The following is a 25072-nucleotide window of genomic DNA, read 5'->3' on the forward strand; positions in this document are numbered from 1 at the left end:
CACAAAAAGATGCGGTGTTACGGAATTTTCCGTAAAGTGCGGTACTCTGAGTAGCAGAGAAAAATCCTTCAGGAGAGAAGCCATGAAGTGGCAACAACGTGTACGCGTCGCAACAGGTCTTAGTTGCTGGCAGATTATGTTGCATCTACTGGTCGTGGCAGTGCTGGTGATGGGATGGATGAGCGGCGCGCTGGTGCGCGTCGGATTAGGGCTGTGCGTCCTCTACAGCGTCACGCTGCTGGCGATGCTGTTTCTGCAGCGTCATCACGAGGCGCGCTGGCGCGATGTGGGAGACTTCCTTGAGGAGCTCACCACCACCTGGTACTTCGGCGCCGCCATGATAGCGCTGTGGCTGCTGTCGCGCGTGCTGCACAACAACCTGCTGCTGGCCCTCGCCGGGCTGGTGATACTGGCAGGCCCGGCGGTGGTCTCGCTGCTGGCGAAAGATAAAAAATTACGCAATCTTTCTTCGGAACATCGCATACGCCGCTGAGCCGGTGGTGGCCGCTATGACCAGTAGCGGCCACAAACTTCCCCACACAATCTCCAGACTCGCATCCTTCAGATAAATTTGCTTGGTGATATCGGTAAAGTGGCGGATCGGGTTTATCCACGTCAGATCCTGCAGCCACTGCGGCATGTTTTCCACCGGTGAAACGTAGCCGGAGAGAAGAATCGCCGGCATCATAAAGACGAACACGCCGATAAACGCCTGCTGCTGCGTGGCGCACAGCGATGAGATTAATAAGCCAAAGCCCACCAGCGATAGACCGTAAATCACCATGGTGAAATAGAACAGCAGCAGCGAGCCGGCAAACGGGATCTGATAGGCCCAGATACCAATCGCCAGCACGATAGTCGCCTGCAGGGTGGCGACGATCAGCGCCGGCACCGCTTTACCGACAAAGATTTGCCAGGTGGCGAGAGGCGAGACCAGCAGCTGATCGAGGGTGCCCTGCTCGCGCTCGCGGGCCACCGACAGCGAGGTGACGATCATCACTCCGATGGTGGTGATCATGGCGATGAGCGACGGCACCACGAACCACTTGTAGTCGAGATTCGGGTTATACCAGTTGCGCACCACCAGTTCGCTATTGTTCGGCTTCGCTTTGTCCTCCAGCAGTTCCTGCTGGTAATTTTTCACGACCTGCTGCAGATAGTTGGCGGCGATTTGCGCGCTGTTGGAGTTGCGCCCGTCGAGCAGGAGCTGCAGCGGGGCGGTTTGATAGTTGTCGAGGTTGCGTGAGAAATCCGCCGGGAAGCGCACCACCAGCAGGGCTTTTTGTTCATCGATGGTCGGCTGGATCGCCTGCGGGCTTTTCAGCAGCAGGACGTGGGTAAAGGCTTTGGCGCGGGCAAAGCGCTGAGTGAGTTCCACCGCGTGGCGACCGCTGTCCTCGTTATAGATGGCGATGGTGGCGTTGGTCACCTCCAGCGTCGCGGCAAAGGGAAACAGCAGCACCTGAATCAGCACGGGCATTATTAAAATCGCCCGCGTCTGCGGTTCGCGCAGCAGCGACTGCAGCTCTTTGCGGATCAATGTCCATAAACGGTGAAACATATTAGCTCCTTTGGCCCATTCAACAACGCCGGGCGGTACTGCGTTCGCCCGGCGTACGGGTTCGGCGAACCGTATAATCGATGTTGGTTAAACCGTAGGCCCGGTCAGCGCAGCGCCACCGGGCAAAACCTAATCCAGACGCCGTTTGGTTTTCAGCCACGTCAGGCCGATAAACATCACCGCCGAAGCAATCAAAAACAGCACATTCACCAGCAGCACCACCGGAATATTGCCCGCCAGAAACAGGCTTTGCAGGGTGTTGACGAAATAGCGCGCCGGGATCACATAGGTCACCGCGCGGATCACCGCCGGCATGCTGTCTATCTGGAAAATAAACCCGGACAGCATTATCGACGGTAAAAAGGCGGCGTTCAGCGCCACCTGCGCGGCGTTAAACTGGTTGCGGGTGATCGTCGAGATCAGCAGTCCCATCCCCAGGGTACTGAGCAAAAACAGACTGGTGATGACTAACAGGATCGGCAGCGAACCGCGATAGGGCACGCCGAGAATAAACACCGACACCAGCATACACAGCAGCATCGCCAGCATGCCGAGGAAGTAATAGGGGATGAGCTTGCACAACAGCAGTTCAGCGCGGGTGATCTCTGTCGACAGCAGCGCCTCCATGGTGCCGCGCTCCCATTCGCGGGCCACCACCAGCGAGGTCAGTATCGCGCCGACCACGGTCATGATAATGGTGATCGCTCCGGGGATAATAAAGTGCTGGCTGATGGCCGCCGGGTTAAACCAGTAGCGCATCTGCACGTCGATCAGCGGTTCAAAGGCCTCGCCGCGGTCTTCCGCCCGCTGCTGCTGCCAGATCTGCCAGATACCCTCCACGTAGCCCTGGGCGAAGTTAGCGGTATTGGGCTCGCTGCCGTCGGTGATGAGCTGGAGCGGCGCAGTGGCGCCGGGGCGGGCCATCTGGCGGTCGAAGTCCACCGGAATGACCACCATCGCGCGGATGCGACCGGCCTGCATCAGCTCAATTAGCCGCTGGCGATTGTCACTGACGGTGGCGTCGATATAGGGCGAGCCGGTCATGGTATGGACGAAGTCCAGCGCCTCTTCGCTCTGCTGCTCCAGCAGAACCCCCACCCGCAGCTTGCTGGAGTCGAGGTTAATGCCGTAGCCGAAGATAAACAGCAGCAGCAGAGGGATCACCACCGCAATCAGCCAGCTGCTGGGATCGCGGACGATCTGCCGGGTCTCTTTGACGCACAGGGCGCGGACCCGCCGCCAGGAGAGGAGATTACTGCTCATGGTCATTCTCCTTATCCCAACGGTTAATCAGGGTAATAAACGCCTGCTCCATGGTCGGGTCCGTCTGGTTGTCATCCGCCGCCTGGGCCTTCAGCGCGTCCGGGGTGCCGCTGGCGATAAGCTTGCCGTGATAGACCAGCCCAATGCGGTCGCAATACTCCGCCTCATCCATAAAGTGAGTGGTGACCATCACCGTCACCCCTTTATCCACCATGCTGTTGATATGCAGCCAGAACTCGCGACGGGTGAGGGGATCGACCCCGGAGGTGGGTTCGTCGAGAAAAAGAATGTCGGGTTCATGCATCAAGGAGCAGGCCAGCGCCAGCCGCTGCTTATAGCCGAGCGGCAGCTCGTCGGCGGCGTGGCGGGCGATGCCGTTCAGACCGAAGGCATCGCTCATGCGGGCAATTTTGTCATTTTGCGCCCGGCCGCGCAGGCCGTAGACCCCGGAGAAAAAGCGCAGGTTCTGTTCGACGCTGAGGTTGCCGTACAGCGAAAATTTTTGCGCCATATAGCCCAGATGCTGACGCGCCTTGCCGGAGCTGACCTTGAGATCCATCCCCAGCACCAGCGCTTTGCCGGAGGTGGGCACCAGCAGGCCGCACATCATTTTGAAGGTGGTGGATTTCCCTGCGCCGTTGGGGCCGAGCAGGCCGAAGATCTCGCCGCGCTTGACCTGGAAATCGACGTGGTCGGTGGCGGCGAAATCGCCAAATTTTTTAGTCAGCGACTGCGCCTCAATCACCGTTTCGTCTTTGCTGCCGTCAACGCGATGGATAATTGCCCCCAGCGGCGATTCGGCGGTCCCGGCGCCGCCGAGCAGGTCGATAAAGGCGTCTTCAAAGCGCGGCGCGGTGTCGGTCACCTGCAGCGACGGCATATCGTCATGTTGCTGAACCTCATCGATGCGCGCCTCCTTTTTCAGGATCAGACGCACCGATTTGCCCTGAATCACGCCGTCGCTAACCTGCGGCAGCTTCAGCGCCCGCTGCAGCAGGCGGCGGTTGTTCTCCTGCGGGCTGGAGACCAGAAAGCTGCGCCCGGCCATGGTTTGCGTCAGGGCCGTCGGCTCCCCTTGATAGAGCAGTTTACCTTCGTTCATCAGCAGCACATCGCGACACTGCTCGGCTTCATCGAGATAAGAGGTGCTCCACAGGATCAGCATGCCGTCGCCGGCCAGCTCGTGCACCATCTGCCATAGCTCGCGGCGGGAGATCGGATCGACGCCGACGCCGGGCTCATCCAGCAGCAGCACCTTCGGGTCACCCACCAGGGTACAGGCGAGCCCCAGCTTTTGCTTCATGCCACCGGAGAGCTTGCCCGCCAGCCGCCCGGTGAACGGGCCAAGGGCGGTGAATTCCAGCAGGCGGTCGAAAATTTTCTTCCGCGCCTCGCCGGTGACGCTGCGTAGATCGGCGTACAGGGTGAGGTTTTCCATCACCGTCAGATCTTCATACAGGCCGAACTTCTGCGGCATATAGCCGAGCACCGCGTGCAGAGCGCTGTCGTCTTTTAGCGGATCAAAGCCAATCACCCTGGCGCTGCCCTCATCAGGCTTAAGCAACCCGGCGAGCATCCGCATGAGGGTGGTTTTCCCTGCGCCGTCGGGGCCTACCAGCCCCGTGACGTAGCCGGCGCGGATCGTACAGGTCAGCGGGGCCACCGCTGGCCTGTCCATCCCGGGGAAACGGCGGCTCAGGCCGTTTAAGGCGATGACGGCCTCACTCATGTCCGTTCCCGTTGTCAAAGGAGACGGTCACCGGCATCCCCTGGCGCAGCGCGCCGTCGGCGTCGGTTACCACGATGCGCAGACGGTAGACCAGATCGGTGCGCAGGTCCGGCGTCTCGACAGTCTTCGGCGTGAACTCAGCGCTCGGCGAGACAAAGCCGATTTTGCCGTGATAGGGCTTATCCGGCCGGCTGTCGGTATAGAGCAGCACTGCTTGTCCCGGCTGCGCCTGGCCGAGGTTTTTCTCGTCAACGTAGGCGCGGACCCATACTGGATGGGTCAGGGAGAGGGTTAGCACGGTGCCGCCGGCGTTGAGCATAGTGCCGGGCTCGACGGCGCGGGTCATCAGCGTGCCGTCGGAAGGGGCGGTCAGCACGGTATCGTGCAGGTCCAGTTTAGCCTGGGCCAGCGCCGCCTGCGCCTGTTCGAGGCTGGCTTTGGCCTGGGCTATCTCCTGCGGACGATTGCCGGCGCGGTATTGACGCAGTTTATCCTGCGCTGACTTCAGCGTTGCCTGCGCCTGGTCGCGCGAGGAGCGGGCGTTCTCCAGATCGTTGGCGGAAATGGCGCTGCTGGCGCGTAAACCCAGCTGGCGCTGATAAAAGTTTTGCGCGTAGTCGTAAGCGGCCTGCGCCTGATTCACTGCCGCCGCGGCCTGGGCAATCTCTTCCGAGCGGTAGCCGGCCATCATCAGGTCATACTGCGCCTGGGCGGTGGAGACGTTGGCCTGCGCCTGCAGCAGGGCGTTTTCATAGGGGGCACGGTCAAGCTCGCCGAGGGTTTGCCCCGCGCGGATGCTGTCGCCTTCGTCGACGGTCAGCGAGGCCAGTCTGCCGCCGACGCGAAAGCTCATATTGACGGTGCGGATATCGACATTGCCATACAGAGTCAGCGGCTGCTGCCGGCTGCTCTGGTACCACCACCAGCCGCCGCCCAGCGCGGCGAGAAGAATCACGATCAGCAGAATGACGACGACGGGTTTTTTCATCAGCCCAAACTCCTTTGCGATAACCCATGCAGAATGAAATCGATATGACAGGTAATGACCTCAAAAATCTGTTCGGTTTTTTGCGCGTCAAACTGCGTCCAGCCGGTGCGCAGCAGGATAGTTTCACGCCCGAGACGGAAAGCGAGCACCTCGCCCAGCAGGGCGTGGGTATGGAGGATCATTTGCGTATCACCGGCATCGCGACCCGTCCAGGCGGCGATCAGTCGGGTGAGATAGTGGTGCAGGGGGGCGATCACCTGCTGATGGATCAGATGGTACGCGGCGGTGGGCGCCAGCTGTTCCCGGGAAATAAATTTGCTCAAGTTGACCGTATCATCCTGGGTCAGCAGCAGGATCATGTTATGGCAGGCGCTGAGGATGAGGGCGCGGATCGCCTGGCGATCCGGCGACTCTCCGGCGAGCAGGGCCTCCGCCGCTTCGGCGTGCGGGCGAAAATTGTCACCGATAAAATCGGCGATCCACTGGCCGCAGGTGAGATACAGGTCGTCTTTCGAGCCAAAATAGTAGGTGATAGCGGCGATATTCTGCCCGGCCTGGGCGGCAATATCGCGGGTGGTGGCATGCTGGCCGTACTCGCCAAACTGGGCGATAGCGGCCGCGATAAGCTGGCTTTTTGCCTGTTCGCCTTTACTGGTCATCGCGCTCTGAAAAAATTAATCAATCGATTGATTAACTTTAGGCGCCGACTGGCGGTTTGTCCACCTGCCGGGACTAAATATGAAAACCGTCTTCCTGTAGCTCCCCGGCGACCCAGGCGAAGAAGCGCTGGACCTTTTCCTTCTGTTCATTGGCGTGGGGAAGGACGAAGTGGTGCGCGCCGACCGACATACTCCGCTCGTCGGCAAACACCGGCGTCAGCTGCCCCTGACGCACGTGGCCGCCGGCCAGCAGATTGCTTTCCAGGATCACCCCCATCCCCATCCGGGCCGCCTCGATGCTCATGTACGACCGGTCGAAATTAAAGATAAAGTTTTTGTGCCAGCCGCGGACCTTGTGCCACGACAGCCAGTTGCTCCAGTTAATTAAGGTGCTGTCGGAATGGATCAGATCGCAGGCCAGCAGATCTTCCGGGGCGCGAACCGCATGGCGGGCTAAATAAGAGGAGGCGCTGTAGGGCAGGACGCACTCATTTTTAATGGTCCTGACCAGCAGCGTCGGCCACTGCGACAGCCCGTGGCGAATATCGATATCAATATTATCCCGGGAGAACTGAATGCTTTCGTAAGAGCAGGTCAGGCTAATTTTTAGCTCCGGCCATGCCTGACGGAATTTATCCAGCCGCGGCATCAGCCACAGCAGGCCGAAGCTCGGCGCTGAGTGAATGCGTAAATAATCCTGATGAATATCGTTGATCACCTGGCTGGTGGCCTGGCCAATCATATTCAGCGCTCCGGAGACCTCTTTGAGATATTTTTCTCCCACTGCGGTTAACATCACGCCTTTGCTGCTGCGGGAGAACAGTTTTTTTCCCAGCAAGTGCTCCAGACTGGCTATCTGGTGGCTGACCGCCGAGGCGGTAATGTTGAGGTTCTCTGCGGCCAGGTTGAGGCTGCCGGTTGCGGCGACTTCAATAAAAGCCTGGATATTGCGTAAAGAGGGCATCGGCAGATTTTTATTGGGCAGCGGTTGACTCATGGCGGCATCCTGCGCGGGGCGCGAATAAAAGAAAATGGCGAACAGCGTGGCGCAGCCGTGATGAACAGCATAGGGAAAAGCGAAAATAACCTTTTAATTTGTGATGGGCTTAACAATTTATCTCGTTAAAATCGCGCCTCTCAGTAAACGCTAAAATTTGCGGGGAGTCACTAACTCAATTTTTCTCAATCATAATTGAGCTTTTTTGAATACCTTTTCATTTTTGGGTTGTTATATTCCCCTCACAGGCCTGATCACAAACTGCGATGCGCTTGGGTCGCAATAATAAAACACCTAACCACCTGTTTCGCTGTGCGAAAAGACATGTCTCTCTTGTTGCGCCAGGGCGCGTGAAACGCGGCGAACCCAGGCGGCAACCTACGGCGAAGTGGATGAGGTATAAGATGAGGAAACCCTATGTCACGTATAGATACGCTGGTCTGTACTGACGCCAGGAAAACAAAATATCGTTTTGTGGTTTTGACGATGATTTTCCTGGTGTATGCCATCAATTACGCCGACAGAACGAATATCGGCGCGGTACTGCCGTTTATCATTGATGAATTTCATATCAATAATTTTGAGGCCGGAGCGATTGCCAGTATGTTTTTCCTCGGCTATGCGGTCAGCCAGATCCCGGCAGGCTTTTTCATCGCCAGACGCGGCACTCGAGGGCTGGTTTCGCTATCTATTTTCGGTTTCTCCGCTTTTACCTGGCTGATGGGCACGGTGAGCTCCGTATTTGGCCTGAAGCTGGTGCGGCTGGGCTTGGGGCTAAGCGAAGGTCCCTGCCCGGTGGGGCTGGCGTCGACGATAAACAACTGGTTTCCGCCGAAAGAGAAAGCCACGGCAACCGGCGTTTACATCGCGGCGACCATGTTTGCCCCGATTATCGTGCCGCCGCTGGCGGTGTGGATTGCGGTGACCTGGGGCTGGCGGTGGGTCTTTTTCTCCTTTGCTATTCCCGGGATCGTAGCAGCGATAGCGTGGTACCTGTTGGTGAAGTCAAAGCCCGCGGAAAGCGGATTCGTATCTCCAAGCGAACTGGCAGAGATTAATGCCGGGCGGGACAGCCATCATAATGACGGTGTACGTGAAAATATATTAATCGCCGATCGCTTCACCTGGCTGGATAAAATTATCCGGGTGAAAAAAATGCCGCCTGTGGATACGGCGAAGGGATTATTTACCTCAAAAAATATTCTCGGAGACTGCCTCGCATATTTTATGATGGTCAGCGTGTTATATGGATTATTAACCTGGATCCCGCTGTATTTAGTGAAAGAGCGCGGTTTCGATGTGATGAGTATGGGGTTCGTGGCCAGTATGCCGTGCATCGGCGGCTTTATTGGCGCGATTGGCGGCGGATGGATTTCGGATAAATTATTAGGCCGTCGGCGTAAACCAACCATGATATTCACAGCGGTATCAACCGTCGTCATGATGTTAATTATGCTGAATATACCGGCAAGCACCCTGGCGGTCTGTATTGGTTTATTCTTTGTCGGTTTCTGTTTGAATATCGGCTGGCCGGCTTTTACCGCCTACGGTATGGCCGTTTCGGACAGCAAAACCTATCCGATCGCCTCTTCCATTATTAATAGCGGCGGCAACCTCGGCGGATTTGTGGCGCCGATGGTGGCCGGTTTCTTACTGGATAAAACGGGGAGCTTTAATTCTGTCTTTACCTATTTTGGTATCTGCGCCGCAATCGGTTTGGTGGTGATTCTTTTCCTCGATGAGCCACAATAACGAAAATAGATCCTGTTAATTAATATGACGTAATGTCATGGAGTGAAACTATGTTATTAAAAGATAAAGTCGCCATTATTACTGGCGCGGCCTCCGCACGCGGTTTGGGTTTTGCGACCGCGAAATTATTCGCCGAAAACGGCGCGAAAGTGGTCATTATCGATCTCAATGGCGAAGCCAGTAAAACCGCCGCGGCGGCGCTGGGCGAAGGCCATCTCGGCCTGGCGGCGAACGTCGCCGACGAAGTGCAGGTGCAGGCGGCCATCGAACAGATTTTGGCGAAATACGGCCGGGTCGATGTGCTGGTCAATAACGCCGGCATCACCCAGCCGCTGAAGCTAATGGACATCAAGCGCGTCAACTATGACGCGGTGCTCGATGTCAGCCTGCGCGGCACGCTGCTGATGTCACAGGCGGTGATCCCCACGATGCGGTCGCAAAAATCCGGCAGCATCGTCTGCATCTCGTCCGTTTCCGCCCAGCGCGGCGGCGGTATCTTCGGCGGTCCGCACTACAGCGCGGCAAAAGCCGGCGTGCTCGGCCTGGCGCGGGCGATGGCGCGCGAGCTTGGCCCGGACAACGTCCGCGTTAACTGCATCACCCCGGGGCTAATTCAGACCGACATTACCGCCGGCAAGCTGACGGACGACATGACGGCCAATATCCTTGCCGGCATTCCGATGAACCGCCTCGGCGACGCGGTGGACATCGCCCGCGCCGCGCTGTTCCTCGGCAGCGACCTCTCTTCCTACTCCACCGGTATCACCCTGGACGTTAACGGCGGCATGTTAATTCACTAAGCGAGGCACAGAGATGAACATCACCGAATCACAAAAAGTCGCCGCGGCGGCGTGGCGTATCCGCCGCTATGCCCTGCAAATGGGGGAAGTTCAGGGGCAGGGCTATATTGGCCAGGCGCTGGGGTATGCCGATGTGCTGGCTACCGCCTTCAGTTACGCCATGACCTATCGCCCGGAAGATCCTGAGTGGGAGGGGCGCGATCGCTTCCTGCTTTCTCATGGCCATTACGCTATCGCTTATTATGCCGCGTTGCTGGAGGCGGGCATTATTCCGGAAGCGGAACTGGAAACTTACGGCTCCGACGACAGCCGCCTGCCGATGTCCGGCATGGCGACCTACACCCCGGGGATGGAGATGTCCGGCGGCTCGCTGGGGCAGGGGCTGTCTATCGCCGTCGGCATGGCGCTCGGCCTGCGGCAGAAACAGAGCAAGGCCTGGGTCTATAACTCGATGTCCGATGGGGAGCTGGATGAAGGTTCGACCTGGGAAGCGGCGATGTCGGCGGCTCACTATGGCCTGACCAACCTGATTAACCTTGTTGACGTCAACAAACAGCAGGCCGACGGCGATTCACGCAAAATCCTCGGCTTTGAGCCGCTGCAGGATAAATGGGCCGCCTTCGGCTGGTACGTGCAGCGCGTAGACGGTAACGATCTGTCGGCGGTGATGGCCGCCTTTGACAACGCGAAAAGTTATTCCGGCAACCAGCCGCGGGTCATTTTATGCGACACGCTGATGGGCAAAGGGGTGCCGTTCCTCGAAACCCGCGATAAGAACCATTTTATTCGCGTCGATGCCGACGAATGGCAAAAAGCGATTGCGGTGCTGGACGCTAACAAACCGGAAGGAGTGCTGTAATGAGCCAGAGTAAACCCCGTTTAAAAACGTCGGCGATGATCGCTTCGATTGCCGATGAAGGCCAGGCCACCGTCTCTGCGCCCTTCGGCGTCGCGCTGTCGAAACTCGCGGCGCAGCGCCCGGCGATCGTCGGTATGACAGCGGACCTGTCAAAATATACTGACCTGCATATTTTCGCCCAGGCCTTCCCGGATCGCTTTTTCCAGATGGGAATGGCGGAGCAACTGCTGATGGCGGCGGCGGGAGGCATGGCGAAGGAGGGATTTATTCCCTTCGCCACCACCTATGCCGCCTTTGCGACCCGTCGCGCCTATGATTTTATTCATCAGGTGATCGCTGAAGAGCATCTGAACGTCAAGATATGCGCGGCGCTACCGGGCCTGACGACCGGCTATGGCCCCAGTCATCAGGCCACCGAAGATCTGGCGATCATGCGTGGTATCCCCGGAATGGTCATCGTCGATCCCTGCGATGCGCTGGAGATTGAGCAGGCGGTACCGGCCATTGCCGATCACCATGGCCCGGTTTATATGCGCCTGCTGCGCGGGAAAGTGCCGCTGGTGCTGGATAAATACGACTATCAGTTCGAACTGGGCAAAGCGAAGCTGCTGGAGGACGGCAACGACGTGTTGATTATCTCCTCCGGGCTAATGACCATGCGCGCGCTGGAGGCGGTTGAAAAGCTGCGGGACGATAATATCAGCGTGGCGGTCCTGCACGTGCCGACCATCAAACCGCTGGATGAACAAGCGATTATTGAACAGGCGTCGAAGCCGGGTCGCCTGGTGGTCACCGCCGAAAACCACACCGCGGTCGGCGGGTTAGGAGAGGCGGTGGCCGCCCTGCTGATGCGCAAAGGGGTTCGCTGCGAGCTGGATACCGTAGGGCTGCCTGACGCGTTCCTGTTAGCCGGCGCGCTGCCGACCCTCCACGATCGCTACGGCATCTCCACCGCGAAGATCGTTGAAAAAATTAAGTATCGTCTGCGTTAACCGCGCTGCGGCGACCCGCCTGGCCGCTGAGCGCCCTCAGCGGCCTTCTTCCCCCCGCCAGCCAGGGGCGGCATTCTTTTGCAGATTTTATGCGGCCTGTCACAAAATCTGCTAGACTGCGCCCCTTCATGGCATTGTGGTTTTTGCCATCTCTTATCGCAATAATCTCCCTGAAAACTACGCCCTTCACCGGGCCGGGGCGGTTCGGAGTTGTTATGTCTTTTGATTCCCTTGGCCTGAATCCCGATATCCTGCGCGCTGTCGCTGAGCAGGGCTACGTTGAGCCGACCCCTATCCAGCAGCAGGCGATCCCGGCGGTACTGCAGGGCCGCGACCTGATGGCCAGCGCCCAGACCGGCACCGGTAAAACGGCGGGCTTTACTCTGCCGCTGCTGCAGCGCCTGATCCAGAACGAGCCGCACGCGAAGGGTCGTCGCCCGGTGCGCGCGCTGATCCTGACCCCGACCCGCGAGCTGGCGGCGCAGGTGGGCGAGAACGTGCGGGATTACAGCAAATATCTGAATGTTCGCTCGCTGGTGGTGTTCGGCGGCGTGAGCATCAACCCGCAGATGATGAAGCTGCGCGGCGGCGTCGATATCCTCGTCGCCACCCCGGGCCGTCTGCTGGACCTGGAACACCAGAACGCCGTCAGCCTCGATAAAGTGGAAATCCTCGTACTGGATGAAGCGGACCGCATGCTGGATATGGGCTTTATCCATGACATCCGCCGCGTACTGGCTAAACTGCCGCCGCGTCGGCAGAACCTGCTGTTCTCGGCGACCTTCTCCGACGAGATCAAAGGCCTGGCTGAGAAACTGCTGCACAACCCGCTGGAAGTGGAAGTGGCGCGTCGCAACACGGCCTCCGAGCAGATCACCCAGCACGTCCATTTTGTTGACAAAAACCGTAAGCGCGAGCTGCTGTCGCAGCTTATCGGCGAAGGCAACTGGCAGCAGGTGCTGGTCTTTACCCGCACCAAGCATGGCGCCAACCACCTCGCGGAGCAGCTCAACAAAGACGGCATCCGCAGCGCGGCGATCCATGGCAACAAGAGCCAGGGGGCGCGTACCCGCGCGCTAGCCGACTTTAAATCCGGCGGCATTCGCGTGCTGGTGGCCACCGATATCGCTGCCCGCGGCCTGGATATCGAAGAGCTGCCGCACGTGGTGAACTACGAGCTGCCGAACGTGCCGGAAGATTATGTCCACCGTATCGGCCGTACCGGTCGCGCCGCGGCCACTGGCGAAGCCTTGTCGCTGGTGTGCGTGGATGAGCACAAGCTGCTGCGCGATATCGAGCGCCTGCTGAAGAAAGAGATCCCGCGCATTGCGATTGCCGGCTATGAGCCGGATCCGTCCATTAAAGCCGAGCCTATCCAGAACGGTCGCCAGCAGCGCGGCGGCGGTCGTGGTCAGGGTCAGGGACGCGGCGGCCAGGGTCAGGGGCGCAGCGGACAGCCGCGCAGCCAGAGCAGCGCCCCGCGTCGTCAGGACGGCGAGGCGCCGAAAGCGCGCACTCAGGACGGCAAACCGCCGCGCCGCCGTCGCCCGCGTAAACCGGCTGGCGAATAACAGGCTGATGCCCGGACCGCGAGAATGCGGTTAAGCACGGCTCAGGCCCGTCTGTCCGCTACGCGGCGGCGGGCCTTTTTCTTTCCATTACACTATTTGTCGAGCACGCTTCCACACTGAGCAGAAAGCAATACCTCCGGGCGGGCAAAAATGGCACAATAGTGGCTGTTTATACAGTATTCAGGTTTTCTCATGGCTTTGACCGCTGCGCTGAAAGCGCAAATCGCCGCCTGGTATAAGGCGCTTCAGGAACAGATCCCGGACTTTATTCCCCGCCCCCCGCAGCGGCAGATGATCGCTGATGTGGCGAAAACCCTCGCCGGGGATGAGGGCCGGCATCTGGCTATCGAAGCGCCGACCGGCGTTGGTAAAACGCTGTCATATCTGATCCCCGGCATTGCCATCGCCCGTGAGGAACAAAAAACGCTGGTGGTCAGCACCGCCAACGTCGCCCTGCAGGATCAAATCTACAGTAAAGACCTGCCGCTGCTGCGCAAGATTATCCCCGACCTGCGCTTCACCGCCGCCTTCGGTCGCGGACGCTACGTCTGCCCGCGCAATCTGACGGCGCTGGCCAGCACCGAGCCGACGCAGCAGGATCTGCTGGCCTTCCTCGACGACGATCTCACCCCAAACAACCAGGCCGAGCAGAAGCTGTGCGCGACGCTGAAGCAGGATCTCGACAGCTACCGCTGGGACGGCCTGCGCGACCATACCGACAAAGCCATCGACGATGGGCTGTGGAGCCGGTTGAGCACCGATAAGGCCAGCTGCCTGAACCGCAACTGCCACTACTATCGGGAGTGTCCGTTCTTTGTGGCGCGGCGGGAAATTCAGGAGGCGGAAGTGGTGGTGGCCAACCATGCGCTGGTGATGGCGGCGATGGAGAGCGAGGCGGTGCTGCCGGAGCCGAAAAACCTGCTGCTGGTCCTCGATGAAGGCCATCATCTGCCGGACGTCGCCCGCGACGCGCTGGAGATGAGCGCCGAGATCACCGCCCCCTGGTTTCGCCTGCAGCTGGATCTGTTCTGCAAGCTGGTGGCTACCTGCATGGAGCAGTTCCGCCCGAAAACCACGCCGCCGCTGGCCAATGCGGAGCGGCTCGCCGGCCATTGCGAAGAGCTGTTCGAGCTGATTGCGTCGTTGAATAATATTCTCAATCTCTATATGCCCGCCGGTCAGGACGCGGAGCATCGCTTCCCGATGGGCGAACTGCCGCAGGAGGTGATGGAGATCTGCCAGCGGCTGGCGAAGCTCACCGAGACGCTGCGCGGGCTGGCGGAGCTGTTCCTTAACGATCTCAGCGAAAAGACCGGCAGCCATGACGTGGTGCGCCTGCATCGGGTGCTGCTGCAGATGAACCGCGCCCTCGGCATGTTTGAAAGCCAAAGCAAGCTGTGGCGTCTGGCATCGCTGGCGCAGTCCTCTGGCGCGCCGGTGACCAAATGGGCGACGCGGGTGGTGCGCGACGGCCAGATCCACGTCTGGTTCCACTGCGTCGGCATCCGTGTCAGCGATCAGCTTGAACGACTGCTGTGGCGCAGCGTGCCGCATATCGTGGTGACGTCAGCGACGCTGCGCTCTCTAAACAGCTTCTCGCGCCTGCAGGAGATGAGCGGCCTGAAGGAGAAAGCGGGCGACCGCTTCGTGGCGCTGGATTCGCCGTTCAACCACGTAGAGCAGGGGAAAATTATTATTCCTCAAATGCGCTATGAACCGCTGATGGATAACGAAGAGCAGCACATCGCCGAGATGGAGGCCTATTTTCGCCAGCAGGTGGAGAGCAAGAAACATCTCGGGATGCTGGTGCTGTTCGCCAGCGGGCGAGCAATGAATCGCTTCCTGGAGCATGTGACCGATCTGCGCCTGATGCTGCTGGTGCAGGGCGACCAGCCGCGCTACCGGCTGGTGGAGCTGCATCGTAAACGGGTGGAAAGCGGCGAGCGCAGCGTGCTGGTGGGTCTGCAGTCCTTCGCCGAAGGTCTCGATTTAAAAGGCGATCTGTTAAGCCAGGTGCATATCCATAAAATCGCCTTTCCGCCCATCGACAGCCCGGTAGTGATCACCGAAGGCGAATGGCTGAAAAGCCTCAATCGTTATCCCTTCGAGGTACAGAGTTTGCCCAGCGCCTCCTTTAATCTTATTCAGCAGGTGGGGCGTCTTATCCGTAGCCATCACTGCTGGGGAGAGGTGGTGATTTACGATAAGCGTCTGTTGACCAAAAACTACGGCGCGCGTCTACTGAACGCGTTACCTGTTTTTCCCATAGAGCAGCCGGGCGTCCCGGAGGTTATAGTAAAACGTAAAGCAAAACAGACAGCAAAACAGACAGGCCGCAAACGTCGTTGACGCCGGCGCGTGACGCAACAGGGGGAGCCATGGAGTACAGCAAAATTATAAAAGAGGTGGGCCGCGGTAAGAATCATGCCCGCGACCTGGATGAAGAGACCGCCCGTGCGCTCTACGCGCGGATGCTGAACGGCGAGGTGCCGGAGCTGGAGCTGGGGGGAATATTAATCGCCCTGCGCATCAAAGGCGAAGGCGAAGCGGAGATGAAAGGCTTTTACGCCGCGATGCAGCAGCATACTCTGCGCCTGACCCCGCCGGCAGGCAAGCCGATGCCGATCGTTATCCCCAGCTACAACGGCGCGCGCAAGCAGGCGAACCTGACGCCTCTGCTGGCGATGCTCCTGCACAAGCTGGGGTTTCCGGTCGTGGTTCACGGCGTCAGTCACGATCCGACCCGGGTGCTGACCGAGACCATTTTTACCCTGCTGGACATTCCGGCTACCCGGCATGCCGGCCAGGCTCAGGCGCAGCTGGAGGGGCATGAACCGGTATATATCCCGGTGGGCGCCTTCTGCCCGCCGCTGGAGAAACAGCTGGCGATGCGCTGGCGGATGGGCGTGCGCAACAGCGCCCATACGTTGGCCAAACTGGCCACGCCGTTTGGCGAAGGGGAGGCGTTACGTCTCTCCAGCGTATCGCATCCGGAATATGTTCCCAGGGTGGCGAGCTTCTTTCGCGAGACCGGTGGCCGCGCGCTGCTGATGCACGGTACCGAAGGCGAAGTGTACGCCAACCCGCAGCGCTGCCCGCAGATCAGCCTGATCGATGACCAGGGCGTGCGGGCGCTGTGCGACCGTCAGACCGAGGCCGCGGCGGAGGAAGTCATTCTGCCGGCCTCGAAAGATCCCGAAGTGACCGCGCGCTGGATCGAGCGCTGCGTCGCCGGCGTCGAACCGGTACCCCACTCGCTGAAGATCCAGCTTGCCTGCTGTCTGCTGGCCTGCGGGGAGGTCTCAACCCTGGAGCAGGGGCTCAGCCGCGTCAACGACTGCTGGTGATTGGCTCGGCAGAATAAAAAAAAGCCCGTCCGGTGGCTCGGACGGGCAAGGCAAGGGTATTAAAGGTCTTTTCAGGGTTAATTCAGTGGCTTACAGGATTGAGCTGCGATTATTTATAGATAACCGCGGTACCGCTCAGTTTGTTGTTGGTGTTAGCGGAAGTGATGCTATAGCCGGTTGCGCCAGCGGCTTCGGCTTTAGCAGCCAGTTTCGCTTCCAGACCATCTAACGTGGTTGCGCCTTGCGCAGACACCACGCCGATCTTATTCATGCTTTCAGCCTGATCGGGGGTAACCGGCTCGGCGGCAAAGGCGCCGAAGGAAAGGGCGGTCAGAGCGATGGCAGCGGCAGCATATTTGATGTTTTTCATAGTTAATCTCTCGCAGGTTGTTCTGTTCAGGGGACGATGTTCCGTCGATGTGATAAGTATCACGCTTTTTTGCGGGAGATAAAATCGAAGGAAATTCACAGTCTTCATCTAATTTTTTGAATGATTAATAATTTACTGATTATTAATAAATTATTTCTCATTCTTTTCGTCTGATGGCGGAGCGAGGGGGACCGGCACGCTTAAGGGCACATATTGCGACATTTATCGCCAAAAAGTGTGCGCGAAAAGATAATGCGAAAGGCTGTCATGAACGGTAAAGGAAAGTCAGCGTAGCTGGCTATCCTTGGAACCACGGCGATTATATCCTGAAAATGTATTGTTATGTAAATCTTTCTCCTGCTGGCACTTCACGCAGTATCTCACCCCGGGTATCGCCTGTCGGCGCGCCTCCGGAATCGGCTCTCCGCATTCATCACAAAATTTGTTGCTTTCGCCGTGCGGAAGCTCGCGGCGGGCGCGAGCCACCGCATCGTCAATGGTGCTGTCGATCTGATCCTGTACGGCGCCGTCGCCTGCCCAACCTGATGCCATTGTCTGCCTCCTGTAAAAAGATTATTGATAAATTATAGCTGAACCGTACAGCCGGTTACCGCTGCTGGCGGCATTGACCCGCCAGGCTATCGCCCCACGACGGTGGGCCTTATCCGCGAGGGCGGCCACCAGGTCGTCAAGGGTGCGGGCGCCGGAGGCGGAGACGGTGCCGACAGGACGCAGCGGCCCGTCATAGGGCAGTACGGGGGGCGGCGGCAGGGAAGAGGCCGCGTCGGCCTGAGCGGCAAGCGCAGCGGCAAACAGCAGCGAGGTGATTTTCATCAGCATATCCTCATAAACAGCATGGGACATAGCTTAAGTGTAGGTCTTTCCAGACCGCGCGGTAGGGAATTTTTTATGCAAAAACAAGGCGTTTAGCCCGCAACCGGCGCAGGGTAGCGGTCCCCGCGCCAGGGATATTATTTAGCGGGCATCCGGGCGGATCATGTCAAAACGCAGGCTGTCATCAATACTGTAATAGGCGCTCGGCCCCCCGGCACGCAGGATCGGCTGAGCGCGGGCGGTTTGATAGATGCCGTTCTCCAGCAGTGATTCATCGATATGCACGGCGACCACTTCGCCGAGCACCAGCCATGTATCGACAAGGTTGCCGTCGGCGGTGGTGAGCTGAATACATTGCGACAGGCGGCACTCAAAGTTCACCGGGCTCTCCGCCACCCGGGGGGCCTTGACCAGGCGGCTGGCGGCGGCGGTGAGTCCGGCGCGCACGAATTCATCCTCATGGTGCGGGATCGAGGCGGAGGTTTCGTTCATCGCGGCGGCCAGTGGGCGCGTCGCCAGGTTCCAGACGAACTCCTTCGTTTCGACGATATTTCGCACGCTGTCTTTCCAGCCGCTGCTGGCGAAACCAATGATCGGCGGGCGATAGTTAAAGCAGTTAAAAAAGCTGTATGGCGCCAGATTACGCTGGCCCTCGGCGTCCTGCGAGGCGATCCAGCCAATCGGGCGAGGCCCGATTATTGCGTTGAGCGGGTCATGCGGCAGGCCGTGGCCCTGCGAAGGTTGATAAAAGTACATGCTGCACCTGTCACGGATAAAGGAGATATCCAGACTCCCTTATTTACCGAGCGGCCGTCAACGGGTATCTTACGCGGCTGTTCAAAGGAGATTGTCATGAAAGCCCAGAAACCGGGGTTACACCCGCGTAACCGCCACCATCAACGCTACGACCTGCCCGCGCTCTGCCAGGCGCATCCTGACCTGCAGGGATACATTACGCTCAATCCGCTGGGTGAGCAGACCATTGATTTTGCCAATCCGCAGGCGGTAAAGGCGTTGAATAAAGCGCTGCTGGCGCATTTCTACGCGGTCAAACACTGGGACATTCCTGATGGTTTTCTCTGTCCGCCGGTGCCCGGGCGGGCCGATTATATTCATCATCTGGCGGATTTGCTGGCCGGGGACAGCGGCGAAGTGCCGAAGCAAGCCACGATCCTTGATATTGGCACCGGCGCCAACCTCATTTATCCCCTGATCGGCGTTCACGAGTACGGCTGGCGCTTTACCGGCAGCGAAATCAGCCCGGAAGCCTTCGCCAGCGCGCAGGCGATTGTCAATGGCAACCCGGGATTGACCCGGCAGATCCGTCTGCGTCGGCAAAAAGAGAGCCAGGCTATCTTCCACGGCGTGATCCACAAAAACGAGACCTATGACGCCACGCTGTGTAATCCGCCGTTCCATGACTCCGCAGAGAGCGCCCGGGCGGGCGGTGAGCGCAAGCGCCGCAATCTCGGACTCGGCGCCGACAGCGGGCTTAACTTTGGCGGTCAGCAGCAGGAGCTGTGGTGCGAAGGGGGCGAAGTGGCCTTTATCTCGCAGATGATCCGCGAAAGTCAGGCCTTCGCCCGCCAGGTGAAATGGTTTACCTCGCTGGTGTCGCGCGGCGACAATCTGCCGCCGCTCTACCGCCTGCTGACCGAGGTCGGGGCAGTGAAAGTGGTGAAAAAAGAGATGGCCCAGGGGCAAAAGCAGAGCCGCTTTATTGCCTGGAGCTTTATGGACGACGCCAAACGCCGCCGTCCGTTCTAACTACTCCGCGGCCGGGCTGTCGGCGCCCGGCATCGGCAGCTGCTGCCAGGTTTGTACCGGGGCGCGAACCCCGGCGCGGTCGAAGTGCTTTTTCACCTGGGTGTCGAGGGCAAAACGCACCGTCCACTGCTTCAGCGGCAGGGTGGTGAAGCTGACGCGCAGCGTAAAGGCGGTATTGCTCAGCCCCACCAGCCCGGCGAACGACGGTTCGCCAATGATCAGGCCGCGGATCTCCTCCTGGGCCAGCAGATCGTCCACCGCCGCCTTCAGCGCCTGACTGGCTTTATCCAGATCCTCATGGCGGTCGACGTCATAGTTGGCCACCACCGAGCCAATGCCGCGCACGAAGTTGGCAAAGGTGGTGATCGAGGACCAGGGGATAATGTGATAAGCGCCGGTATCCTGGCGCACCCCCACTGAGCGAATCGACATCCGTTCCACCGTGCCGGTCAAGGGACCGATGGTGACCAGATCGCCGGTATTCATCCCGTTCTCAAACTGGATAAAAATGCCGGTGATAATGTCTTTGACCAGGGTTTGCGCGCCAAACGAGATGGCCAGCCCCAACGCCCCGGCGCCGGCCAGCAGCGGCGCGATATTGACCCCAATCTCCGAGAGCAAAATCATCACCGTGATGGTGCTGATCACCACCGCCAGCGCGTTGCGAAACAGCGTCAGCAGCGTCCGGGCCCGCGCGCTGGGCAGCGGGCGGCCATGGATATCCGAGGCCAGCCGGTTTTCGATCAGGCTGGCCAGCACCGTCCAGCCGATAGCGGAGAAGAAGAGGATAAGGGCGATACGGATCAGCACATCCACCGTTTTTTGCCCGGCATCGTTGTGCAGCCATTCGCGGAAGTCAAACAGCCCCCAGGCGCTCAGGAGCAGCATGATGGCGACGCAGACGGTGAGAATACGCGCTGCCTTCAGCGACGCGGAGATCCAGCCGTTCAGCCGCTTTTGCAGCTCAGGATAGTTGCGCTGAGTGGCAGGGGAGAGGGTGATGGTTTTGGCTATCCAGCGCGACAGAATGCCGGACACCAGCGCCGCGCCGCCGATAATCGCCAGGCTGCGCAGGGTGGCGCCCATCATAAATTTCAGGCTGTTGCCTGGGTCGAACAGGGAAAAGAAAAAGAGCACCACAAAGTAGGTGCAGGCCAGCCAGTGCCAGATCAGAGCGAAGGCGCGGATAAACAGGCTAAAGAAGGAGAGCGAGCGGTCAGCCAGATGGATCAGCCCCTGCGTAATCACCGCTTTGTTATGGAAAATCAGATACAGCGCCCACAGCGTAATGCACAGCATGATGACGACGTTAGCCAGCGCGCCGACCTGAACATTCACCTGGTTGGAGATAATCGGCACCGCGACGATCAGGCCGTAGCCGATCAGGCTGCTGAGGGCGCTCAGGCGCAGGCTCCAGTAGGAGGCGGCCTCGTCGCTGAGGTTAAAGGGCCTGAGCGCCGGGATGCGCGGGCAGAAAATGAGCCGCAGGATGGCTTTAAAGAATTCGATCAGCGCGAAGGCGTTGAGGAAAAGGCTCTGCTGGAAGGCGATAGTAGGGTTGTCGCCATTCAGGCGATCGCTCAACAGCTGACCGATAAACAGGGTCAGCGCCAGCAGCAGCAGATCGATGATAAACGCCCCGGCGATGGTCAACGGCAGCTGGAGCCAGTTTCCGCGATCGCGGTTTTTATGCCGTCCCCATTCGCCCATTTTACGATACAGCGGCAGCGCCGCGAGGCGTACCAGCCACCAGAAGGCAAACACCAGCCCGGCCAGCAGTAAAAAATGCCAGGCGGCGCTGGTAAAGGTTTGCGGATTAAAGGGCTTATGCGGCGAGCCGGTAATATTGCGCCACAGCTGGGAGAAGCGCGATGAGAACTCATCGCCATATTCCCGGCTGATCTGCGTGACGTTCTCCAGCACCGTGGTCTCTTCTTTCACCGCCGGCGGCGTCAGCGTCGGGGTGCTGTCGGGCGGCGGCGTGGCGGCCGCTTTACGCAGCTGGTCAATGAGCTCCTGGCGGGCGGAGTCGTTGGCCAGCACGTCGGCCAGCGCGGCATAGGCCGCTCTTTTCTGTTCTACATCGGGTTCGCTGGCGCTGGTTTTATCGGCATTAGCGGTCGGCACGCCGGGCAGGGCGGCGGCGGAAAGCGGGGGAATAAACAGCGCAGCGAGCAAAAGCAGGATCCACGGCATGGGCACCTCCGTTGCAACGTAAACGGGTAAGTATAGAAGCCGATGGCGGAAGGGGAGGGAAGAGGAATCTGGAAAGCGGCTCTCTCCGCGACGGAGAGAGCCGTTGTGGGTCAGGCGACGTGCTGCAGGAATTCCCGCAGACGCGGGCTTGGCGGGTTGTTCACCAGCTCCTGTGGGTTGCCGTCTTCGGCAATTCGTCCCTTGTCGATAAAGATCAGTCGCGAGGCCACTTTTTCGGCAAAGCCGATTTCGTGGGTCACAATCACCATCGTCATGCCCTCTTCCGCCAGATCCTGCATCACCTTGAGCACTTCATGACGCAGTTCCGGGTCGAGCGCGGAGGTGGGCTCATCAAACAGCATCATCTTCGGCTTCACCGCCAGCGCGCGGGCGATGGCCACACGCTGCTGCTGGCCGCCGGAGAGTTCAGACGGATAGTGATGCGCGCGCTCTGCCAGACCGACTTTCGCCAGCAGATCTTTCGCCAGCTTCTCCGCCGCCTGCTTGCTGGCGCCGCGTACCCGCAGCGGGCCAAACATCACGTTTTCCAGCGCCGTGAGGTGCGGGAACAGGTAAAACTGCTGGAACACCATCCCGGCTTCCTGACGAATCAGACGTTCGTCCACCTTCGGATCGTTGACCTTCAGGCCATCGACAATCAGATCGCCGCTGGTGATCTCTTCCAGTTTATTGATGCAGCGCAGCATCGTCGATTTACCGGAGCCGGACGGGCCGATAATGACCACCACTTCACCCTGATTGATTTTCAGAGAGATATCGTGCAGCACCTGGGTCGGGCCAAAGTGCTTGGAGACGTTTTTAAATTCAATCACAGGATTTTCATCCTTCTTTCAAGACGACGCAGAATAAAGCTCAGGACCAGGGTGATGATCAGGTAGATCACGGCAACGGCGCTCCAGATTTCCAGCGCGCGGAAGTTGCCGGCGATGATCTCCTGTCCCTGACGGGTCAGTTCGGCGACGCCGATGACGATGAACAGCGAGGTGTCCTTGATGCTGATGATCCACTGGTTGCCCAGCGGCGGCAGCATGCGGCGCAGCGCCAGCGGCAGGATCACGTGGCGAATGGTTTCGCGACGCGACAGGCCCAGCGCCAGGCCCGCTTCGCGGAAGCCTTTATGAATGGAGAGCACCGCGCCGCGGGTAATTTCCGCGATATAGGCGCCCGAGTTAATCATGATGGTCACTACCGCCGCGGAGAAGGGGTCAATGCGCAGATCGCTAAAGGCCATCGGCAGCGCAAAGTAGATGAACATAACCTGCACCACAATCGGGGTGCCGCGAATGATTTCAATAAACACCAGCGCGATGTGGTTGGCGATCCAGCCGCCGAAGCAGCGGGCGAAACCGGCCACCAGACCGATGATCAGGCCGCCGGCCAGGCCGAGGACGGAAATCCACAGCGTCATTTTGGCGCCTTCCAACAAAATCGGAATGGCAGGCCAGATGGCACTCCAGTCAAACTGCATAATACGTTCCTGTTACCGTGTCGAGAGCAGAGGAAAGCCTCCGCCAAAATACTGTCTCCCGCAACGTCTGTGCCGGAAGACCGTTGTGATGTCGCCGGGACTGCGCCCGGCGATGTACGTTTTTATTATTTTGGTTCAGTGCCGAACCATTTTTTATAAATTTCGTTGTAGGTGCCGTTCTCGCGCAGCGTTTTCAGCGCACCGTTCACTTTCTCACGCAGCTCGTCGCTGCCTTTCGGGAAGGCGATACCGTAGTTTTGCGCTTCCAGTGATTCACCTACCGCTTTGAATTTGCCGTTGCCCGCGGTTTTGATGAAGTAGAGGATGTTCGGCGTATCGTGCAGGACGGCATCCGCGCGGCCGGTACCCAGCTCCATGTAGGCGTTATCGATATTCGGGAACTGACGCAGATCTTTGGTTTTGATATTGGCTTTCGCGTAGTCAACGGAGCCGGTGCCGCTCTTCACCGCGACCACTTTGCCGTTCAGATCTTTCACATCTTTGATGTCGTTATTATTTGCGTTGACCATCACCAGCAGGCCGCTCTTGTAGTAGCCGACAGAGAAGTCGATGGCTTTTTTACGCTCGTCGGTAATGGTGATCCCCGCCAGCGCCAGATCGATATTTTTGGTTTGCAGCGCCGGGATAATGCCGCTGAAGTCCATTGGCTTCAGGGTGTAGTCGAGCTTCAGCTCTTTGGCGATGGCCGCCCACAGGTCAACGTCAAAACCCACATACTTATCGCCTTGCTTAAATTCGAACGGGACGAACGCCGTATCGGTGGCGACAACCAGGGTCTTATTGGCGGCATGGGAAGAAACCGCAAAAGCCAGGGTCAGTGCAGCCAGTGAAACTTTAAATACAGACTTCATAGCATTTCCTTTTATATCCACGGGACGATCCCCTGCGAGAACGACTAGCCTAATGAAAAAATCGTGCCACTTTTACAAGCTGTTGTTTTTCAACAAACGAAGCGGTAGCCGTTGCACAATATCGATCGTTTCAGGCAAAGAGTGCACCATAACGGGGCGTTATTTTGGTGCATCCTGAGGTCGCTGAATAACGAGCCCATTTTTAGCGCAAACCCTGATGGGAAAACAATCTCGCCGTAACGATTGTGTGAGGTGATTATTACAATTGTTTTACCTTTGTGCGCATTTTCATCAATTTGACGCCCTGAAATGGTGCAAGGCCAGCGGGTGAGGGAAAACGGAGGAGGGAAAAACAACAAGGGCTGGGTGGGGAAAGCAAAGGCGCCGTCGACCGCGCTGCGGCCGACGGCAAAGCCTTACTCGATATTCGCTTCAATAAACCACAGGAATTTATCCAGGTCGCGGGAAGCGGCGGTGAAGATATCTGCGGTATCTTCGTCTTTAGCTTCGCCGATCGCTTTGCGCACATCGTTAGCCACTACTGCGTAGCGGTCAGCCAGCGCTTTCAGGTGATCCTGAACATGATGAATATCCAGTGGGTAGCTCTGCAGCGGGGTTTTGCTGTTGATCACCTGAGTGGTGCCCAGGGCGACGCCGCCCAGCTGCACGGCGCGCTCCGCCATGGTATCCAGATGCTCAGTGAGCGCAGTACGGAAACCGTCCAGCATTTCGTGCACGGCGATAAAGTTCGCACCGCGCATATTCCAGTGTGCCTGCTTGGTGATAAGGGACAGGTCAATGAACTGGATCACCTGGCGATTCAACAGCTCAATGGTCGCTTTCTTTTCGCTGTCAGCGACATCGTTGCGGGTATAGACCAGATTAGATGCTTTTGATTTAACCAGTTTAGCGGTACTCATCGTTTCATATCCTCTTGATATTGATGCTCGTCACACTTCAAAACTGAATGATGTGGAGCGTTGTCCCAGGTAACTTCGGGACTAAGTATAGCAAGGGTTTTAAAGT

25 protein-coding genes are annotated in these 25072 nt (G+C 58.6%); 10 read left to right on the forward strand and 15 right to left on the reverse strand.

Features of this window, described 5'->3' with window-relative positions; translation table 11 throughout:
* Positions 1–82 precede the first annotated feature (82 nt).
* Positions 83–493 carry a YbhQ family protein gene (locus tag ACLH1U_RS14905; RefSeq protein WP_012542390.1) on the forward strand — a complete coding sequence of 137 codons (411 nt, stop codon included), beginning with the start codon at positions 83–85 and terminating at the stop codon, positions 491–493.
* Here ACLH1U_RS14905 and ACLH1U_RS14910 read toward each other — a convergent pair.
* From ACLH1U_RS14910 to ACLH1U_RS14935, 6 genes are all read right to left on the reverse strand, one after another.
* Positions 455–1561, reverse strand: a complete 1107-nt coding sequence (locus tag ACLH1U_RS14910) for an ABC transporter permease (RefSeq protein WP_023288928.1) — start codon at positions 1559–1561, stop codon at positions 455–457. The genes ACLH1U_RS14905 and ACLH1U_RS14910 overlap by 39 nt on opposite strands.
* Positions 1562–1690: 129 nt before the next feature.
* Positions 1691–2824, reverse strand: a complete 1134-nt coding sequence (locus ACLH1U_RS14915; RefSeq protein WP_411299320.1) for an ABC transporter permease — start codon at positions 2822–2824, stop codon at positions 1691–1693.
* Entirely contained in the window at positions 2814–4553 is a 1740-nt protein-coding gene (locus ACLH1U_RS14920) for an ATP-binding cassette domain-containing protein (protein WP_032455211.1), read from the reverse strand. Before ACLH1U_RS14920 ends, ACLH1U_RS14915 begins: the two co-directional genes overlap by 11 nt.
* A complete protein-coding gene (gene hlyD, locus ACLH1U_RS14925) occupies positions 4546–5541 on the reverse strand; it encodes a secretion protein HlyD (RefSeq protein WP_023288931.1) in 996 nt (331 codons plus the stop codon). Before hlyD ends, ACLH1U_RS14920 begins: the two co-directional genes overlap by 8 nt.
* Positions 5541–6200, reverse strand: a complete 660-nt coding sequence (cecR, locus tag ACLH1U_RS14930; protein WP_101861845.1) for a transcriptional regulator CecR — start codon at positions 6198–6200, stop codon at positions 5541–5543. Before cecR ends, hlyD begins: the two co-directional genes overlap by 1 nt.
* A gap of 73 nt (positions 6201–6273) precedes the next feature.
* The gene (locus tag ACLH1U_RS14935; RefSeq protein WP_065804727.1) at positions 6274–7197 is read right to left on the reverse strand and encodes a LysR substrate-binding domain-containing protein; all 924 of its coding nucleotides are present in this window, start codon (positions 7195–7197) and stop codon (positions 6274–6276) included.
* On the opposite strand from ACLH1U_RS14935, the gene ACLH1U_RS14940 reads away from it, so the two are divergent.
* The 8 genes from ACLH1U_RS14940 (at position 7189) to ybiB (ending at position 16518) form a co-directional block, all read left to right on the forward strand.
* Positions 7189–7326 carry a hypothetical protein gene (locus ACLH1U_RS14940; protein WP_032428692.1) on the forward strand — a complete coding sequence of 46 codons (138 nt, stop codon included), beginning with the start codon at positions 7189–7191 and terminating at the stop codon, positions 7324–7326. The two genes, ACLH1U_RS14935 and ACLH1U_RS14940, sit on opposite strands and share 9 nt — an antisense overlap.
* 288 nt (positions 7327–7614) lie before the next feature.
* The gene (locus ACLH1U_RS14945) at positions 7615–8949 is read left to right on the forward strand and encodes an MFS transporter (RefSeq protein WP_048297113.1); all 1335 of its coding nucleotides are present in this window, start codon (positions 7615–7617) and stop codon (positions 8947–8949) included.
* A 50-nt stretch (positions 8950–8999) separates the two neighbouring features.
* Positions 9000–9749, forward strand: coding sequence for an SDR family NAD(P)-dependent oxidoreductase (locus tag ACLH1U_RS14950; RefSeq protein WP_411299321.1), 750 nt, complete (start codon positions 9000–9002; stop codon positions 9747–9749).
* A gap of 13 nt (positions 9750–9762) precedes the next feature.
* Positions 9763–10608, forward strand: a complete 846-nt coding sequence (locus tag ACLH1U_RS14955) for a transketolase (protein ID WP_023288936.1) — start codon at positions 9763–9765, stop codon at positions 10606–10608.
* On the forward strand, positions 10608–11600 hold the full coding sequence (locus ACLH1U_RS14960) for a transketolase family protein (RefSeq protein ID WP_032455214.1): 993 nt from the start codon (positions 10608–10610) through the stop codon (positions 11598–11600). The genes ACLH1U_RS14955 and ACLH1U_RS14960 overlap by 1 nt, the downstream gene beginning before the upstream one ends.
* Positions 11601–11815: 215 nt before the next feature.
* Positions 11816–13171 carry an ATP-dependent RNA helicase RhlE gene (gene rhlE, locus ACLH1U_RS14965; protein WP_044521817.1) on the forward strand — a complete coding sequence of 452 codons (1356 nt, stop codon included), beginning with the start codon at positions 11816–11818 and terminating at the stop codon, positions 13169–13171.
* A gap of 192 nt (positions 13172–13363) precedes the next feature.
* Complete coding sequence (dinG, locus tag ACLH1U_RS14970) at positions 13364–15520, forward strand: ATP-dependent DNA helicase DinG (protein WP_411299322.1); 2157 nt, start codon at positions 13364–13366, stop codon at positions 15518–15520.
* A 29-nt stretch (positions 15521–15549) separates the two neighbouring features.
* Positions 15550–16518, forward strand: a complete 969-nt coding sequence (gene ybiB / locus ACLH1U_RS14975; RefSeq protein WP_032455217.1) for a DNA-binding protein YbiB — start codon at positions 15550–15552, stop codon at positions 16516–16518.
* A gap of 109 nt (positions 16519–16627) precedes the next feature.
* On the opposite strand, the gene ybiJ is transcribed toward ybiB, so the two are convergent.
* From ybiJ to ACLH1U_RS14995, 4 genes are all read right to left on the reverse strand, one after another.
* Positions 16628–16888: a DUF1471 family protein YbiJ gene (ybiJ, locus tag ACLH1U_RS14980; RefSeq protein ID WP_411299323.1), complete on the reverse strand. Its 261-nt coding sequence runs from the start codon at positions 16886–16888 to the stop codon at positions 16628–16630.
* Positions 16889–17173: 285 nt separating this feature from the next.
* The gene (locus tag ACLH1U_RS14985) at positions 17174–17440 is read right to left on the reverse strand and encodes a DksA/TraR family C4-type zinc finger protein (protein ID WP_023288941.1); all 267 of its coding nucleotides are present in this window, start codon (positions 17438–17440) and stop codon (positions 17174–17176) included.
* A gap of 21 nt (positions 17441–17461) precedes the next feature.
* On the reverse strand, positions 17462–17722 hold the full coding sequence (locus tag ACLH1U_RS14990) for a DUF1471 domain-containing protein (RefSeq protein ID WP_032455234.1): 261 nt from the start codon (positions 17720–17722) through the stop codon (positions 17462–17464).
* Between the two features lie 141 nt (positions 17723–17863).
* Positions 17864–18478 carry a flavin reductase family protein gene (locus ACLH1U_RS14995; protein WP_023288943.1) on the reverse strand — a complete coding sequence of 205 codons (615 nt, stop codon included), beginning with the start codon at positions 18476–18478 and terminating at the stop codon, positions 17864–17866.
* Between the two features lie 96 nt (positions 18479–18574).
* Between ACLH1U_RS14995 and rlmF the strand changes: the two genes are divergently transcribed.
* Complete coding sequence (gene rlmF / locus ACLH1U_RS15000; RefSeq protein WP_044521825.1) at positions 18575–19489, forward strand: 23S rRNA (adenine(1618)-N(6))-methyltransferase RlmF; 915 nt, start codon at positions 18575–18577, stop codon at positions 19487–19489.
* Here the strand turns inward: rlmF and ybiO are convergent, their stop codons facing one another.
* From ybiO to dps, 5 genes are all read right to left on the reverse strand, one after another.
* Positions 19490–21685 (reverse strand): mechanosensitive channel protein, encoded by a 2196-nt coding sequence (gene ybiO, locus ACLH1U_RS15005; protein WP_255893427.1) that lies wholly within the window; start codon positions 21683–21685, stop codon positions 19490–19492.
* A gap of 110 nt (positions 21686–21795) precedes the next feature.
* Entirely contained in the window at positions 21796–22518 is a 723-nt protein-coding gene (gene glnQ / locus ACLH1U_RS15010) for a glutamine ABC transporter ATP-binding protein GlnQ (protein WP_004212183.1), read from the reverse strand.
* Entirely contained in the window at positions 22515–23174 is a 660-nt protein-coding gene (gene glnP, locus ACLH1U_RS15015; RefSeq protein ID WP_002895837.1) for a glutamine ABC transporter permease GlnP, read from the reverse strand. The genes glnQ and glnP overlap by 4 nt, the downstream gene beginning before the upstream one ends.
* Positions 23175–23299: 125 nt before the next feature.
* Positions 23300–24046: a glutamine ABC transporter substrate-binding protein GlnH gene (glnH, locus tag ACLH1U_RS15020; RefSeq protein ID WP_411299324.1), complete on the reverse strand. Its 747-nt coding sequence runs from the start codon at positions 24044–24046 to the stop codon at positions 23300–23302.
* A 416-nt stretch (positions 24047–24462) separates the two neighbouring features.
* Positions 24463–24966 (reverse strand): DNA starvation/stationary phase protection protein Dps, encoded by a 504-nt coding sequence (dps, locus tag ACLH1U_RS15025; RefSeq protein ID WP_004886200.1) that lies wholly within the window; start codon positions 24964–24966, stop codon positions 24463–24465.
* Positions 24967–25072 lie beyond the last annotated feature (106 nt).

This window comes from Klebsiella sp. 1SOBk5mer (assembly GCF_046603115.1).
GTDB classification, from domain to species: domain Bacteria; phylum Pseudomonadota; class Gammaproteobacteria; order Enterobacterales; family Enterobacteriaceae; genus Klebsiella; species Klebsiella quasipneumoniae.

Coding starts and splice junctions, on each gene's coding strand:
- rlmF (WP_044521825.1), top strand. CDS start 18,575: ATGAAAGCCCAGAAACCGGGGTTACACCCGCGTAACCGCCACCATCAA.
- ACLH1U_RS14990 (WP_032455234.1), bottom strand. CDS start 17,722: ATGAAAATCACCTCGCTGCTGTTTGCCGCTGCGCTTGCCGCTCAGGCC.
- ybiJ (WP_411299323.1), bottom strand. CDS start 16,888: ATGAAAAACATCAAATATGCTGCCGCTGCCATCGCTCTGACCGCCCTT.
- ACLH1U_RS14985 (WP_023288941.1), bottom strand. CDS start 17,440: ATGGCATCAGGTTGGGCAGGCGACGGCGCCGTACAGGATCAGATCGAC.
- ACLH1U_RS14935 (WP_065804727.1), bottom strand. CDS start 7,197: ATGAGTCAACCGCTGCCCAATAAAAATCTGCCGATGCCCTCTTTACGC.
- glnH (WP_411299324.1), bottom strand. CDS start 24,046: ATGAAGTCTGTATTTAAAGTTTCACTGGCTGCACTGACCCTGGCTTTT.
- glnP (WP_002895837.1), bottom strand. CDS start 23,174: ATGCAGTTTGACTGGAGTGCCATCTGGCCTGCCATTCCGATTTTGTTG.
- dinG (WP_411299322.1), top strand. CDS start 13,364: ATGGCTTTGACCGCTGCGCTGAAAGCGCAAATCGCCGCCTGGTATAAG.
- ACLH1U_RS14995 (WP_023288943.1), bottom strand. CDS start 18,478: ATGTACTTTTATCAACCTTCGCAGGGCCACGGCCTGCCGCATGACCCG.
- cecR (WP_101861845.1), bottom strand. CDS start 6,200: ATGACCAGTAAAGGCGAACAGGCAAAAAGCCAGCTTATCGCGGCCGCT.
- ACLH1U_RS14960 (WP_032455214.1), top strand. CDS start 10,608: ATGAGCCAGAGTAAACCCCGTTTAAAAACGTCGGCGATGATCGCTTCG.
- dps (WP_004886200.1), bottom strand. CDS start 24,966: ATGAGTACCGCTAAACTGGTTAAATCAAAAGCATCTAATCTGGTCTAT.
- ybiO (WP_255893427.1), bottom strand. CDS start 21,685: ATGCCGTGGATCCTGCTTTTGCTCGCTGCGCTGTTTATTCCCCCGCTT.
- ACLH1U_RS14920 (WP_032455211.1), bottom strand. CDS start 4,553: ATGAGTGAGGCCGTCATCGCCTTAAACGGCCTGAGCCGCCGTTTCCCC.
- hlyD (WP_023288931.1), bottom strand. CDS start 5,541: ATGAAAAAACCCGTCGTCGTCATTCTGCTGATCGTGATTCTTCTCGCC.
- ACLH1U_RS14915 (WP_411299320.1), bottom strand. CDS start 2,824: ATGAGCAGTAATCTCCTCTCCTGGCGGCGGGTCCGCGCCCTGTGCGTC.
- ACLH1U_RS14955 (WP_023288936.1), top strand. CDS start 9,763: ATGAACATCACCGAATCACAAAAAGTCGCCGCGGCGGCGTGGCGTATC.
- ACLH1U_RS14910 (WP_023288928.1), bottom strand. CDS start 1,561: ATGTTTCACCGTTTATGGACATTGATCCGCAAAGAGCTGCAGTCGCTG.
- ACLH1U_RS14950 (WP_411299321.1), top strand. CDS start 9,000: ATGTTATTAAAAGATAAAGTCGCCATTATTACTGGCGCGGCCTCCGCA.
- ACLH1U_RS14945 (WP_048297113.1), top strand. CDS start 7,615: ATGTCACGTATAGATACGCTGGTCTGTACTGACGCCAGGAAAACAAAA.
- rhlE (WP_044521817.1), top strand. CDS start 11,816: ATGTCTTTTGATTCCCTTGGCCTGAATCCCGATATCCTGCGCGCTGTC.
- ybiB (WP_032455217.1), top strand. CDS start 15,550: ATGGAGTACAGCAAAATTATAAAAGAGGTGGGCCGCGGTAAGAATCAT.
- ACLH1U_RS14905 (WP_012542390.1), top strand. CDS start 83: ATGAAGTGGCAACAACGTGTACGCGTCGCAACAGGTCTTAGTTGCTGG.